Below are 15,595 nucleotides of genomic sequence, written 5' to 3' on the forward strand. Positions count from 1 at the left end.
ATACCACTATACTGGAAAGCAGGAAACAGCCTTGAATGACAAGACATTTTTGCGTTTTCATTAGCCTGTTGAATGACGGTGTTGCAGCCGGAGACTCCTTTGGCCCTTGGTGGCTGACCGATGATTTAAGGTGCTTGATGTAAATATGAAATTTCAAGGCAGATCAACATTCGCGCTGCACAATCGATATATCAGCACCATTGCTTTACTGCTGGTTATGGTTGTACTCGAATTTTGTGCGAGCAAGAGTGCAGCAGCTGCTGATATTGGATTAAGCAGCGACCCCACCGCGGAATTGGTTAATGGCGAGCTGCGCCCAGGCTCTCATGTGAAACTGTTTTTGCCGAATTTACCCTACCTTGCTATCTCTCACGCGGTGAATGCTGCGTTGCTGCGACCCGAAAATAATGAACGGGGATGGCAGTATGATCTCGCCATTAGCCATACCAATCATGATGATAAAGTATGGGATTTTGAGTTGCGCAAAGATGCTGTTTTTCATGATGGTCGAGCGTTTAACGCTGATTCAGTCATTGAGAACATGCGCTTTTTTAAGCAGGCGCCTTTTACCTTCTCAAAGTTGCATCTACTGTTTGAGCGGGCTGAGAAACTGGGCGAATATCGGGTCAGATTTCATCTCAAAGAGCCTTACGGCGCGTTTCTTCACGATGCAATCTGGCTACAGTTTTATACGCCTGAATACTTGGCGAAACATGGTTGGAACGGCAAGCCGACCTGTCCCAACTTAGCTGAGCCAGGACTTTTTGGTATGGGGCCTTATGTGCTGCACAAGGGCTATATCGAGGGAGACAGAAGCAGCCCTGAAGTGGTATTGAAAGCGAATCCTATTTACTGGGGAGAGGATAAAGCCAAGGTCGAAACCATCACTATTTATACCAACCTCACGTTAGCTCAAGCGCGGGAGCAGGTGTTGCAGGACGAAGCGGTTCTGGATCTGACCCCTGTCTCGTTTGCCGACCAGTTGGATACTGTGATGTCACCCTATGCAAAACTGGCGGTGTCGACATCGCTGAACAACTATGCCATGCATATCAATATGATCAATGGCGATCCAGCTCTGCTAGACCAACGGATCCGCTTTGCTATCAATCATGCCATTGATCAGGAGTATCTGCTGAATCTGTCGATGCTAGGGGAGGGCGTGATGTCGCCAACCATGGTGTCTCCAAACTTTTACAAAGTGGACGGTGCGATAGCATCTCTGGCCCCGTTTTTTGCCGAGTATCATCAACAAAATCAGACAGATATTGAGAGTTTAAAGCGGCTGGTCAGCGACTATCAGAAAGAGCAGGGGTTAGATCCCAATCAGCCTCTGCAATTGACGGTGGTGGCGCAAGAAAGCTTTCAGTTTTTGATTGGCGATATTCAGTATTTTCTCAGTCAGATCAATATTGCGCTGCAAGTTGAAGTGGTGTTTGCTGAAAAGATCGTTTTTGGACGCTTGTTCGATACATGGCAAGGCAAGAATAAGCCATGGGATCTGTTGTTGTGGGGAAACTATGATTGGTTTAAACACCCTTGGTCTGCATTTTTTGTTTATCGCCCCTTTAATGATTGGTCGACACTTCCACCTAACCCTTATTTAGATGCTTTGAGTGATCAGCTGCTGAAGTTTAATGTTGAATCCGATGAGTACCAGTCGTTGCTCGCAGAGGTGATCAGGCACGTTTACGAACAAAACTACATGGTCTTTTTACCCACACCTAACAACGTCTACGCGGTCAACAAAGAGGTTAAGTTCGACCCCGGTCGTTCGGCTTTTGTTTACCTTAGAGATCTTGAAGTGACAGATTGGCACTGGTCTATACGCGGCGACAAGCCTTATCCGAAACTGCGAATGGTGCCATTACAGATCAATCGGCAGAACTTTTAAACGAGTGCAAAATGGATGTGAATCAATCGGCGCAGCCGGAAGATAAAATTGCTAAAGAGCGCGTGTTACTTAGACGTGTCGTGCTTCTTTTGATTGCGGCGATGGCGATGCTTGTGATTGAAAGCGTTGTTAATTTGTCTAATCAGAGTCAGGTCGAACGCTCGATTGCAACGATGCAGGCAGCTGCCAACCGTATGGAACGATTGGCAAATCGATTGGCGATGCCACTTGCCGACCTCCGCATATTATCAATGCAGATGGTCACGGCACCCAATGCGCAGGCTATTGCTGACAATGGGCGCTTGATTGATGAAAAGGTGCAGGATCTAGATCAGCGCCTTGAAAAAGCGCGTTCCTATTTTGAAGGCAAGAACGCAGACGAGATAGATCAGGCTTTGTTGGAACAGCTTATTTATGGCTGGGATGCTTACAAGCAGGCATTGGCCGTTACTCGCAGCTATACCGAACAAGGTGTCAGGGTGGCGGCGTTTATTAGCGTGACGCAGCAGGAGCGTGAACATTACGCTGCTTTGCAATGGGCCTTAAAAGAGTTCACCCAAAGCCAATTGCGATTGAGCCAAGTGGTGTATCAATCTACCCAAGATAAATCGGCGCTCAGCTATTACACCATGTTGGGCTCTGCAGTACTCAAAGTGTTGGTTTTTGTCGCAATCCTGTTTTTTGTTTATCGCATGTTCCAGTCTTATATGCAGTCAGTGAAAAGCCACGAACAGGAACAGGTGGCATTGATTGCCAAGGCGGAGTCTGCCAATCAGGCGAAAAGCGATTTTCTTGCCAACATGTCCCACGAGATCCGTACGCCTATGAATGCCATCATCGGTATGAGTCACTTGGCACTGCAGACCGAATTGGATCCAAAACAGCGTAATTACATCGAGAAAGTAAATCGTAGCTCGGTGGCACTATTGGGGATCATCAACGACATACTCGATTTTTCTAAGATAGAGGCAGGCAAGTTAGATCTGGAAGTGATTGAGTTTTCGTTGGATAAAGTGATGGATGATCTGGCTGGCATCTTGTCAGTGAAGACTCAGGAAAAGGGACTGGAGCTGCATTACGATGTTGCTCCTGATGTGCCTGTAGAGTTAAAAGGTGACCCACTTCGTATCGGCCAGGTGCTGCTTAATATTGGTAATAACGCCGTTAAATTTTCTGATGCTGGCGGTGAAGTGGTCGTTTCTGTGCGGGTCGTTTCTGAGACCGATACGCGAGTGACGTTGCGTTTCAGTATTCGCGATGCGGGTATTGGTATGTCGCCAAGTCAGCAGGCGAAACTGTTTGAGTCGTTCAGCCAAGCAGATTCGTCCACGACTCGCACCTATGGCGGCACTGGTCTTGGGCTCGCCATCAGTAAACGTCTCACAGAGATGATGGGCGGGGAGATCTGGGCTGAAAGCGAAGAGGGACTAGGTAGTGAGTTCTTCTTTACCGTCGATGTCGAGAAAGTCGCTAACGCGGCGGCGCGTTTAAATTTACTGCAAGCGGTTGAGCGGCAAAAGACCCTAGTCGTGGACGACAACGCGACGTCAAGACAGATACTGACCAGTATTTTGCAAAGTTTAAAGTTTGAGGTGACCAGCTGTAGTTCGGGCTTTGAGGCGCTGGAGATCCTTGAACGCATCAGCGCGTCTAATCAGCAGCCGTATCAACTGGTACTCGTGGATTGGCTAATGGATGGCATGGACGGTGTAGATACTGTGCGCATGATCCTGAGCAATCAAAGTATTGTACCAACTCCTGCCATATTAATGATGACAGCCCATGGTCGGGAAGAGCTATTAGCCGCCAGTGCTGAGCTGCAAATTCAAGGAACGTTGTTCAAGCCGATCACCTCATCCACTTTGCTGGAAACCATCCAAAATGCCAGTGGTGGGGCGATTGTAACGCCGAGGCGTCAATCTGGTCACTGCGCGTCTGATCACCAACAAAATGTAGAAAAACTCAAAGGTGCTCAGCTACTGTTGGTTGAAGACAATGTTATTAATCAAGAGCTGGCTATCGAAATTCTAGAGACCCATGGTATTAACGTGACGCTGGCAGAAGATGGCAAGCAGGCGTTGCAAAAACTACGCAAACAGACATTTGATGGTGTGCTGATGGACTGTCAGATGCCTGTCATGGACGGATACACCGCAACAAAGAAAATTAGGCTGCAGCCGGAGTATCAAGATCTGCCCGTGATCGCGATGACAGCTAATGCGATGGCTGGAGATAAGGAAAAAGTACTGGATGCGGGGATGAATGATCATGTCGCCAAGCCGGTGGATATCGATGAACTGTTTAGCACGATGGCGAAATGGATCACTCCTCAGGTGCGTCCTCAGTATGACGGTTCAACTATGATGGGAGACAAAGAAGAAGGGCAAGAGGGCTACCTACAAGATTCCGATCAGCAACAGAGCGATGTGCAGTCTGAAGATGCAGCTGATGACGTGGAAAGTAATAGGCAGCTGGATCCTCAGCAGGGTCTGCGTTACGCGATGGGCAAGCCGTCTATGTACGTCAAGCTGCTAGGGCGTTTTATTGAGCTGTATGGTGATGACTTTACTGCGCAATATCGCGAATGCCTAGACTTGGAGCCGGAACGCGCGGCCGCGATAAGGTTAGCGCATTCATTGAAAGGTAATGCTGGCAACATTGGCGCTAGTCAATTGCGCATGTTGGCTGAAAAATTGGAGCATGAGACGACTGCTGGTGAGGCTACAGAGCAAAGCCTGGCTCAGGCGCAACAGGTGTTGTCGGTTGTGTTGACGGAGATAGAGCAATACCTTTTAGAGCATAAGCAAAGCGGTCTGCAAGGCGAACAGCCTGAAAACTGCGAACAAATACTCGAGCTGTTGCGCAAGGTGGAAGCAAAGGCGGAAGATTTTGATATTGAGGCCGGAGAGTATCTGCCTGAACTTGCACCTTTGCTCAAGTCGGCTGGTATGGACGCGCAGTTGAACCAATTGCGTAAAGGCATAGAAGAGTATGATTTTGATGTTGTCGCTGACGTGATTAGTGAGCTTCGTGGCCAGTTAGTAGGTGGCTGATGGGAAACTAGAGCATCATTGGCCTATTGGATTCTGCGTGCCATTAGCTGCGTTTGTCCTGTCATCTAACTAACCTACTATTTTGCCACGGCACATGATTATTAATTGCTGAGTTAAGTCACAGCGTTGCTTTGAACGGTTGGCTTCGTTGCGCTCGTTTCACATATAGTAAAACTATTCTCTATGTTCCCAGAAGGGATGGGTGGCTTGCTAATCAAGAAATGTTATGCGGTCTTGCTTTATCTGTTTTGTTTTGGCTGTTTTGCCGACGCGTTAACTTTGTCCGCTGACATGAAGCAAACTAGCTTGGTCGGTTATGCCGAGATCTTGGTTGAACCTCAACATGAGATCTTATTTGAGCAGATCATCACGTCCGACTTTGCATCCCGATTTCGACCATTTTCTCAAGCGGAAGTGAACCGAGGTATTACCCATCAAGCGGTATGGCTAAAATTTAGCATTCACAATCCCAGTTCTCGTGCGATCGAGTGGGTGCTGACGCCAGAAACTAGCTACATCGATAATATAGATATCTACTTTACCGCGGGATCTAGTTCGCAACAGGCAACCCCTAACTTTTCCTCACGTAATACCCGAGCTGGAGCTAGCTCCGATAGTTGGCAGCATAGGAGGCTTTCTGATTACTTAGCATTTTCTAGTCGAGATATCGCATATCGATTGCTCAATGCTAAGTTTGTCGCGCAACCAGGAGAATCCAGTAGCTTCTACGTGCGATTGAGCTCTAATACGTTAGAAACGATGAATGTGCAGCTGTTTGTTGAAGAAAAGGGCGCATTTAAAGACCGGACACTAACGGAATACTTTCTGTTCGGGATCTACTTTGGTCTGTTTACCGCTTTGGCATTGCTGACGGTCATTTTGTGGTCTTATACGCGCTCCTACTCCTATAAGTACTATATCTATTTTCTTAGCTATCTGGTGTTTAACATCGTTATGTGGACATCCTTAAATGGCTTTAGCTTTCAGTATTTTTGGCCAGATAGTCCGCAAGTTTTTAATCAGAGCTTCCATATTCTTTATCTCTGTGTCGCGATTTTTTCGTTTCTGTTTGGTCGCCAATTACTAAACACCAGATTGTTGCTACCGAGAGTAGATAAACTGCTTTTGGGACTGATTGCACTGTATGTGTTAGCCGTCATTTTGCGCCTGTTTGGTGTTTACGAACTGGTGCTATACATATCGTTCTTTAGCTTGTTATCGATGGCCTTTCAACCTGTGTTGGGCTGGCTTTGCTATCGCAAGGGGAACACCTATGTGTTGCTCTATATTGTCGCCTGGGTGCCGTATGGAATAAGTCTGATTTTGAGTTTGATCTCTGCGTCCAGTCAGTGGTCAGCTTTTGGTATGGGTTTGATCCATCTGACTCAAGCGGCCGTGTTATTTGAGTGTTTGATGTTGATTTTGGCGACGCTGGATAAGATGCGTTCAACATCAAGTAAGTTACAGCGTCAAGCTCAACTGTCCAAACTTGATCCGTTAACTAACTTGGGAAACCGTCGCCACCTCTCTGACCATATTGCTTACCTTGCTGATTTGGAGGAGAGAGAAGGTGAGTATTGGTTGCTACTTATCGACATTGATCACTTTAAGCAGGTTAATGATCGCTACGGTCACGCTACAGGTGACAAGGTACTGGTTGAGTTAGCCCAGATCCTGAAAAACGAGTGTCGATCGGTGGATGTTGCTATCCGCTGGGGCGGAGAGGAGTTTATTGTGCTGATTAATGTGGCGAGCCAAAAGATGGCTTATAACATTGCTGAACGTATCCGCCAGACGTTTATGAATAGTGTGAGCGAGTCAGGTAATCAGACCTTTCGCCATACGTTAAGTATCGGTATGGATGAATTGATATTTGATAGTCCTGACGCATTTTCGGTCGGCTTAGAGGGGGCTGATAAAGCGCTCTATCAGGCAAAAAATGCTGGCCGCAATCGCGTTGTGTCATTTGCCGATGGCGTTGCCAAGTAGCCTGTTCGTGCTTCGCTAGTCGGCTGTTCGCGACCGCTATTTGATGTATGGGATGACATTAAGCCCTGCGCCAGAAATTAACAAATTCAGGTTTTTCTGGCTAATACTCCGATCTATGGTTTAATCAAATAGGGATGAAAAAACACCTGTAGAGTGTTCGTCCTGCAAGAAATCACACTTGGATATTCTGTAAGACTGTTTGGCTGCGTTAAGGCCCTGTTGCGACCCTCGTGATTATATTATCGGCGAGGGCATTGCTGTGGCCAACAAAACATAGCCAGGGAGTAGAGCAGATGACAGTGCTGGATTGGTGGGTAATCGCCGGATACCTCACATTGATGATGTTGGGAGCGGTTTATTTAGGCTGGCGGCAAAAATCCCGAGCAGATTATTACTTGGGTGGCTATAACCTCCCTAGTTGGACGTTAGCGACCTCGATTATCGCAACTCAATGCTCCACCAATAGTCTGTTGGGAGCGCCCGCATTTGTTGGTTTCGTCGCCGGTGGCGGCCTGCTATGGCTGCAATATGAATTGGCCGTTCCTGTTGCTATGCTGATTCTTTGTTTTGCGTTTTTACCCCTGCGCCATGCTGGCGTGATCTCTATCTATCAGTTCCTTGAGCAACGTTTAGGACTCTCCAGTCGATTATTGGCTAGTGGCTGTTTTCTCGTTTTCCGAGGCGTTGCCACGGGAGTCACAGTTTATGGTGTCGCCTCTGTGATAGCGCTTATTTCGGGGATCTCTTTTGACCTTTCGGTCGTCATTCTTATGGGGATCACTATTGCCTATGATTTGATGGGCGGTATGCGCGCGGTTGTTCTCAGCGACGTCGTACAAATGTTCTTATTGCTTGGCGCTGTGGTATTAGCCTTGGTATTCCTTGCTGATCCGCTGATAGATCATTTTCAGTTGATCAGTGAGAGAACACCGGCCCTGATGAATGATTGGGGGCTCGCATCAGGTAATAATTATGGCTTTTGGCCGATGTTCTTTGGGGGGCTGTTTTTGTATATGGCTTATTATGGTTGTGATCAGAGTCAAGCACAGCGACTACTCTCCGCTGCTGATAGCCATCAAACGCAACGGGTGCTGGTGATGAACGGCTTGCTCCGCTTTCCCCTAGTACTTGCTTATTGCACTGTGGGTTTAGGTTTGGCCGCTTATGCCATTGAGCATGTTGATTTCGTTTCCTCTTTGCCAAAAACAAGTGATGGTTCACCTAATTTCAATATGGTGTTTCCCGCTTTTGTCTCCAGAGAATTTGCTCCAGGATTGGCGGGATTGGCCATTGTGGGCCTGTTTGCCGCCGCTATGTCCTCAATTGACTCGGCACTCAATAGTTTATCTGCCAGTACTGTAGAAGACTTTATCGCGCGTTTTAGAACGTGCAGTGAACGGCAGCTGTTTATCTATTCCAAGTTGTCTACGTTGGGTTGGGGGGTATTTGCTATCGCTTTCTCGTATCAAGTTGAGCGTATCGCGCCGACTATTCTGGAAGCGATAAATAAAGTTGGTTCAATGGCCAATGGCCCGTTGTTGGCGCTGTTTTCAATGGCGGTGTTTATGCCCTCCGTTGGACAACGTGCGGCCATTACGGGTTTTATCATGGGGCTGCTCACCAATGCAGTGGTCTGGAAGTTTTTGCCTGAGGTGTCATGGCTATGGTGGAATGTTGTGGGGTTCTTTGCGGCTTGGTTGACCGCTATGTTAGTTGTTTTCCTGAGCCGAACCCCGCTTACGTCAAACTCTCAAGGCTTGTCTGTACCTAAACGTATGGTTTATCAATTAGTCGCGATGGCGGCAGTGATTCTACTTTTTTGTGCTTTGGTGACATACTTGGCGGATACGTAAACAGAAAAAGGATGTTTCGATGAAACTGGTTGGTATGTTGGACTCACCATTCGTGCGGCGCGTTGCGATCTCGATGCAATGTCTGCAACTACCCTTTGAGCACCAAGCGCTGTCGGTATTTCGTGATATAGATGAATTTAAAAAACTGAGTCCAGTCGTTAAAGCACCTTCATTGCTGTGTGATGACGGCACCGTGCTACTTGATTCCAATCTCATACTCGATTACCTGGAAACCTTAGCCAGTCAAAATAACGCAGAAAACAGGTTATTGCTGCCGACGGATGTTGCGCAGCGGAGTCAGGCGTTGCACTGCATTGGATTAGCCATGATTGCTTGTGAGAAGAGCGTACAGATTTATTATGAGTGGAAGTTAAGGCCTGTGGAAAGCCAGTTCCAAGCATGGCTGGAGCGAATATCCGAGCAGCTTGAAACCGCTTATCGAGAGTTGGAGCTTTCATTGAGCCAATGGCCTGCTGCGACTAAACCAAGTGAATTAGATCAGGTGTTGATCAGCGCTGCTGTCGCATGGCGTTTTACCTGTGAGTATTTGCCCGAGCTGGTTCCGCAGTGGCAGTTGCCGATCTTGTCCGAGCTATCGCAGTGGGCAGAAAGCCGACCTGAATTTCAGCGAGCAGGCTTTGGTGAGGAGCCCTATCCAGTCATGCCAACGGGGGCTATTTAGTCAATGAATACACACGAAAAGATCAATTACTTAGAGTTTCCGGCGACAGATCTTAATGTAGTCAAAACCTTCTTTCATACGGTGTTTGGCTGGCAATTCATTGATTACGGACCTGATTACACCGCATTCAGTGGCGCTGGAATCGATGGTGGATTTTATCGTGCCGATATTTCTGCCAGATCGTCTAACGGTAGCGTGCTAGTGGTATTTTATAGTGAAAATCTGCACCACACGCAGGAAAAGATAACCACCGCGGGAGGTCAGTTGGTGAAGGATATATTCGAGTTCCCCGGCGGCCGTAGATTCCATTTTGCTGATCCTACGGGTAACGAGTATGCGGTTTGGTCTGACAAGTAAGTTGTTAGCGCGGCGGCAGGTGACCAGATTTCCAGTATAGCTTTGTTAACTCAGTGGTCAGGATCTCATCTCGTTCATGACTCGCAAAACGTAACCAGCTATGCACCGGTAGCTTGCGATCTCGGTGCTCAATGCTGCCGCTGATTAGGAGGAGTTCATGGCCGCCTTTCTCTGGGCAGATCGGGAGTTTTGTGCCCGCTTGGATCTCCAGCAATTGTACGCGCTCTTCACCGTGGTGATGGAGTAACAGGCTAACTATATTGTCATCGACTGCTTGCCAATGAGCCGTGCGGGTGTTGATCTGTGTTTGTATTTGATCTGCAGGCTGGAATTGACGCAGCTTTACTAGCAATAAGCAACCATCAATGCTGAATGGTACATGTGTCGTACCGTTCGGATTACGCAGATAGGTTCCTGCGCGATAATGACCATGTTCGTCATTAAAATCACCTTCCAGCACCATAATTTCTTCGCCGGCAGGATGTTGGTGGCGATTAAATTTACTGGCCGGAGCATAACGAACCAGACTGGTAGCTCGCGCCTGTTCGTCGCCGATCCTGTCGAGCATGGCACGATGCACGCCAGCCATAGGACTTTTACTCCACACCATATCATCGGCAGAGATGAAGACAGAGGTTTGAAAGTCGGCATTTATCTGCATGTTGGCATTGCCTCTACCGTCCGATGTTTGGTGGTGTACCAATAGCAGCATAGCAAATATCTCATCTGCTGAAGTGCTGTTGAGCTACAGCCAAGTTGTAGGCAGATATAAAAAAAGCTGCCGAAGCAGCTTTCTTTGTCAGTTCTACCGCAGTGATTTAGATAACGGCGGCAATGGCGCTACAGAGTGCGTCCATGTTGTTGCGGGTCATACCAGCGACACTGATGCGGCCTGAGCCAACGATATAGAGGCCGTGCTCATCTTTTAGTGTCGCGACCTGTTCTTTAGTCAAGCCAGAGAAGGAGAACATACCGTTCTGACGAGCGATAAAGCTGAAGTCGCGATCGACGCCTTTCTCTTTTAACGTAGCAACAAATAGATCTCGCATCTGCTGAATGCGGTCACGCATCTCCGCAACTTCTTTATCCCACTCGGCGTAGAGAGCGGCGTCGTTTAAGATAGTGGTAACGACGGCTGCACCGTGTGCGGGTGGATTTGAGTAGTTGGCGCGGATTAATGATTTTGCCTGACTGAACGCTGTTTCAGCGGTGTCGCTGCACTTCGCAACGAGGGTGAAAGCACCCACTCGTTCATTATAAAGGCCAAAGTTTTTTGAGAATGAGCTGGCAACCAGTAGCTCTTGGTTTGCTTCGGTGAAGATACGTAGACCTTTCGCATCTTCTTCAACGCCGCTACCAAAGCCCTGGTAGGCGAAATCAAACAGAGGTAACCAGCCTTTTTCTGCACTCAGTGCGGCCAGTTGTTGCCATTGCGCTTCTGTTGGATCAATCCCTGTTGGGTTATGGCAACAGCCGTGAAAGAGAACCAAATCCCCTGCAGCAGCGCCTTCCAGTGAGCTAAGCATGGCATCGAAGTCCATATCTTTGGCATCGGCGTTGTAGTAGTTGTACTGCACAATTTCTAAACCTGCAGCAGCAAAAACATTGTTATGGTTTGCCCAGGTCGGGTTGCTGACCCAAACTTTTTTGTTTTCAAATTGTGAAGCGTAGAACTCTGCTGCGATACGGAGCGCACCAGTACCGCCGGGCGCTTGTGCAGTACGCGCACGTTTATTGCTAACAATATTGGAAGCTTTACCAAACAGCAGCGCCTGCACTGCAGCGCCATAAGCCGCATTACCTTCAATGCTCAGATACGACTTGGTTTTCTCACTCTCTAGCAGAATAGCTTCGGCTTTTTTTACGGTCGCTAAAATAGGGGTTTGGCCCGCTTCATCTTTGTAGATGCCAACACCGAGGTTGATTTTGGTATCACGCGGATCAGCTTTGAATGCTTCTGTGAGGCCAAGAATGGGGTCAGCTGGAGCGGCTGAGATCTGCTCGAACATAAGTGGGTCCCTATACAATTTGTGATTAAAAAAATGGCGCAGCCGAAGCGCAATGGCGCTAAGCGTATATGATGCGTGAATAACAGACAAGCGCTGCGGCAGTTGAAGTTGCTAAGGGATTGATCTGGTTAAAAGGAAGAGCCTGGCAGGGTGAGAAATTCCAGTTCCTCTTGGCTGCTGTTTCGGCCTAAAGTCGCATTGCGGTGAGGGTAGCGTCCAAAACGCTCAATGATAGCTTTATGTTGCAGCTCTGAGTGTAAGTTGCGTTCTAAACCAGGCTGAGAAAACAGAACGACCGCTTTTTCATGCGCCGATATCGATTCACTGTGCATAAAGGGCATATAGATAAATGCCCGTTGATTGATCGGCAAGGTTTTATCTGCCCCGCAGTGAACAGCCTGTTCTGCGAGGGCAAGTGCTTGTGGATCCTGGGCAAAGGCTTGTGCCGTATTGCGCCAGATATTTCGCGAGAATTGATCTAACAAAATGATTTCCGCCAAGCGACCTTGTGGGTCGCTACGCCAATGATCAAGTTGCTTTTCGATCGCTAACTCGAGTAACGGCAAAAAACGTTGCTCAACGATGCGATCAAACGATTCGGACTTTTGCCACCATTGTATTGGTTCGCATTCGTTAAACCAAAAATCGGTGACAGCATTGAACTCATCGCGGGCCATAGGTTAGATCCCGTCAGGGCGTTCGTAACAGTATTTCACTGCGTCAGCGAGCAGTTGCAATGCGGTTTGTTCACAAGGAGCGAGTTGCGCATCTGTTTGCTTTAAAGGTGTGACTCGCTGACCCCAGCGGATCAGGGCTGATGCCCAGGTCAATCCGGCGCCAAATGCGGCTGTTAGTATTTTATCACCCGGTTTAATTCGTCCTTGCTCCAGCGCTTCGCAGAGAGCAATGGGCACTGTTGCAGCGGAGGTATTGCCGTAATTCTCTATGTTCACGAAAGCTTTTTCCTGCGGCACATCCATCTGCTGACACAGTGCTTCAATTATTCGTTTATTGGCTTGATGAGGGATGACAATATCAATATCGTCTTGGTTCCAACCTTCTCGTGCCATCACGGTTTGTGCCGCACCACACATCCCCTTAACTGCACGTTTAAATATCTCTCGACCAACGAAGTTGAAGTCAAAGTAGCCGTTATTTTGATCGAATCTATCCATGGCTGAGCCAAAGTTTGGGATTGCTAATATATCTCTGCCTTCGGCATCACAACCTAATTGAGATTGTTGTAATCCTAATGGTTCATCCGTCTCCCTAAGAACCACAGCACCTGCGCCGTCGCCAAATAACACTGCAGTGTCTCGTTGGCTCCAATCTAACAAGAATGACAGCCGTTCGGCACCGATGACCAGAGCGTGTTTGTAAGCACCGCCTTGGATCATGCGAGTCGCTACTTCTAAGCAGTAAACGAAACCGGTACAGGCAGCATTCACATCCATTGACGCAGCGTTAATCGCACCTAACTGGCGTTGTACCTTGGAGGCGATATTGGGCACTAAGGTATCAGGGCTGGCGGTCGCTATGATGATGAGGTCGATCTGATCCGCGGATATGTCGGCGGCAGCAATGGCTTGTCGTGCAGCTTGTTCGGCAAGATCGGAAGTGTGCACATGACTGATACGCCGGGCAGCAATGCCTGTTCTGCTTCGGATCCACTCATCAGAGGTTTCCATAAAGCTACTCAGATCATCATTAGTCAATTCCGCCGGAGGTAAGCACTTACCCCATCCAACAATTTCTGCGTATGTCATAGCATCTCGTTTGTCTGATCACATCTCACTCTATTCTTGCACATCCAGCAGGAACAATGCACGAGGGTGCGGTGATGCTCTGTGATCAACACCTCGTACCAGTTGTTGTTAGTGATAGCAAAGCGTCTATTTGTTGACTACTTTTAGAAGGAGTAAATTGTCTCTTGAGTGAGGGAAAGGCGATGGATTTAACAAATTGTCATGCATTTGATCCTAATATCTTGTTGGGTATTGTGAATGAGAAGCTCCGCTTAGAGTGCACTGATGTCGGGGACCTTAGCAGCTGTTATGACATGAACGCAGAGTCGGTGAGCAACCGATTGGCGGAAATAGGTTATCAGTATGACCCATTGACGAATCAGTTTAAGGCTCGTTAACTGATGACGGCCGATTTCTTCCATTAAAAAAAGGCGCTTCAAGCGCCTTTTTTGTTTTTCAATTGCGACTTAACAATTGAAGTTATGATAGACCGGCGTATAGATTTCGTAATCTACTTTGACACGCTTTAAACCGTATTTTTTGGCATGTTTGCTGGAGCCAATCTTCTCTACTTTGTCACTGCCGGTCCACTCCATGATGGGATCTCCGGCAGATTTTGCGTAAACGTAAAATGCTTTTTCTTTTGTGCTTGCGACGTAAGCGCTTTCGCCACCGTCTAATTGCCGCCATCCGCTTGTCACCCATTCCCCGTTTAGGTTTTTGTAGTTGATCGCAGCATAAACAGGAAAGCGGCACTCGTTCACGAGATGGACATTATGATACTTCTCATGTTGGAAGCTATGAACCATGGTTTGATCGTCTTCAATACCGTTTTTCCAGCCTATCAGACGTTCGCGCAGGTTATTGTCGAATGGGGTGGCAAAGTTATGACTCATGGTACCAACAGAAAACAGCCCCACAGCGTAGTACTTGTCATCGAAATCTTTGACGTAGGCAACGGCGCCACTCATGCCGGGGCTGGTATCACATTTATGTACTAGGGTATCGCCCATCGGGGAGTGGTCTTCATCCCATGAGCTTTGGCAGTGGGTTGTCCACTGTGTGTGTAGTGTTTTGTCGGAAGGGTAGCCGGTTAAATGGATGTAGGGGGCTAGGCTCTTTTGATCAACCGTTTTTAGCTCCATAAAACCAATACGCTTGGCGACTGGGCGGTCCAATTCCGCAATCGCGATGTCGAGATCTAATGCATCGGTGAGGAAAGAGTGAAATTCAGCATTAGATTGCGCGTTGTACTTAGCGAGTGCGACAGGCTTAAGCTTCTTGGCTTGGCGTATATAGCGCTTATCAACGTAGGCACGCTTAATCTGGTAGACACCAAAGGGGCCATGGGCACTACCATTTTTACCTGGAATAAAGTACGGGTTGCGCTTCCATTGCTTGTTTTCCTGCACATCAAAGAGACAGTGAGCAGCCGTGACTACATGGGTCTTGTCAATCAGTGTTGCAGTGCAGGTAGCTTTATCGGCCTGTATTAGGCCTATTGCGCGGTAAGGGTACACGTGGGTGCTGACAACGTGTGAACGTTCATCGCTCCCTATCACTTCAGCACCTAGTTGGGCGCTTGTCACTACTGTCAGCGCCAAAAGCGCACTGGTGAGTAACTTTTTCAACGTGTATACAACCTCTTGAAATGTTCCATAAATAGTAGCATCTGCTTAACCGGATACAACATCTTGTGTCCCAAGCTGTGATCTAGTCGAAGATTTGCTCATTTCGTTGGTATCTTAGCATGTTTAGGCGGAGCTTTTTTCCTGTTTTTTCTCGTGTAGAACTTTTTTAACGGCGCCTTTCGCTTGTCGAAAATCGTTTGCGTGGGTACAGCAACATCATTCAATGAATATAGGGCCAAGGTTATCAGGTTTTTTCAAATATGTCTGAATGAGCATAGCTTGTTAGTTATTTTTATTTATTATGTTTTTTATTAATTAATTGATTATAAATTGAACTTCTTTGTCATGCTGTGATTTATAGGTTTAAGTTAACTGTTTAATT

Annotated in this window: 12 protein-coding genes; 7 read left to right on the plus strand and 5 right to left on the minus strand. The window is 47.5% G+C overall.

Annotated elements, in window-relative coordinates; all coding sequences use genetic code 11:
• Positions 1–145 precede the first annotated feature (145 nt).
• The 6 genes from DU002_RS07955 (at position 146) to DU002_RS07980 (ending at position 9,828) form a co-directional block, all read left to right on the plus strand.
• Positions 146–1,894: an ABC transporter substrate-binding protein gene (locus DU002_RS07955; protein WP_114337841.1), complete on the plus strand. Its 1,749-nt coding sequence runs from the start codon at positions 146–148 to the stop codon at positions 1,892–1,894.
• An 11-nt stretch (positions 1,895–1,905) separates the two neighbouring features.
• Entirely contained in the window at positions 1,906–4,947 is a 3,042-nt protein-coding gene (locus DU002_RS07960) for a response regulator (RefSeq protein ID WP_114337842.1), read from the plus strand.
• Positions 4,948–5,154: 207 nt separating this feature from the next.
• The gene (locus tag DU002_RS07965; RefSeq protein WP_158538002.1) at positions 5,155–6,936 is read left to right on the plus strand and encodes a sensor domain-containing diguanylate cyclase; all 1,782 of its coding nucleotides are present in this window, start codon (positions 5,155–5,157) and stop codon (positions 6,934–6,936) included.
• A gap of 293 nt (positions 6,937–7,229) precedes the next feature.
• Positions 7,230–8,789, plus strand: coding sequence for a sodium:solute symporter family transporter (locus DU002_RS07970; protein WP_114337844.1), 1,560 nt, complete (start codon positions 7,230–7,232; stop codon positions 8,787–8,789).
• Between the two features lie 19 nt (positions 8,790–8,808).
• Positions 8,809–9,471, plus strand: a complete 663-nt coding sequence (locus DU002_RS07975) for a glutathione S-transferase family protein (RefSeq protein WP_114337845.1) — start codon at positions 8,809–8,811, stop codon at positions 9,469–9,471.
• A 3-nt stretch (positions 9,472–9,474) separates the two neighbouring features.
• Positions 9,475–9,828, plus strand: coding sequence for a VOC family protein (locus DU002_RS07980; RefSeq protein WP_114337846.1), 354 nt, complete (start codon positions 9,475–9,477; stop codon positions 9,826–9,828).
• 4 nt (positions 9,829–9,832) lie between these two features.
• Here DU002_RS07980 and DU002_RS07985 read toward each other — a convergent pair whose 3' ends face one another.
• From DU002_RS07985 to DU002_RS08000, 4 genes are all read right to left on the minus strand, one after another.
• Entirely contained in the window at positions 9,833–10,540 is a 708-nt protein-coding gene (locus DU002_RS07985) for a cupin domain-containing protein (RefSeq protein WP_114337847.1), read from the minus strand.
• Between the two features lie 106 nt (positions 10,541–10,646).
• The gene (locus tag DU002_RS07990) at positions 10,647–11,837 is read right to left on the minus strand and encodes an amino acid aminotransferase (RefSeq protein ID WP_114337848.1); all 1,191 of its coding nucleotides are present in this window, start codon (positions 11,835–11,837) and stop codon (positions 10,647–10,649) included.
• 128 nt (positions 11,838–11,965) lie between these two features.
• The gene (locus DU002_RS07995; RefSeq protein ID WP_114337849.1) at positions 11,966–12,514 is read right to left on the minus strand and encodes a DUF924 family protein; all 549 of its coding nucleotides are present in this window, start codon (positions 12,512–12,514) and stop codon (positions 11,966–11,968) included.
• Between the two features lie 3 nt (positions 12,515–12,517).
• On the minus strand, positions 12,518–13,603 hold the full coding sequence (locus DU002_RS08000) for a ketoacyl-ACP synthase III (RefSeq protein ID WP_114337850.1): 1,086 nt from the start codon (positions 13,601–13,603) through the stop codon (positions 12,518–12,520).
• A gap of 182 nt (positions 13,604–13,785) precedes the next feature.
• Between DU002_RS08000 and DU002_RS08005 the strand changes: the two genes are divergently transcribed.
• Positions 13,786–13,980: a DUF4250 domain-containing protein gene (locus tag DU002_RS08005; protein WP_114337851.1), complete on the plus strand. Its 195-nt coding sequence runs from the start codon at positions 13,786–13,788 to the stop codon at positions 13,978–13,980.
• Positions 13,981–14,049: 69 nt separating this feature from the next.
• On the opposite strand, the gene DU002_RS08010 is transcribed toward DU002_RS08005, so the two are convergent.
• Positions 14,050–15,213, minus strand: a complete 1,164-nt coding sequence (locus tag DU002_RS08010) for a trypsin-like serine protease (protein ID WP_114337852.1) — start codon at positions 15,211–15,213, stop codon at positions 14,050–14,052.
• Positions 15,214–15,595 lie beyond the last annotated feature (382 nt).

Source organism: Corallincola holothuriorum (assembly GCF_003336225.1).
GTDB lineage: Bacteria > Pseudomonadota > Gammaproteobacteria > Enterobacterales > Neiellaceae > Corallincola > Corallincola holothuriorum.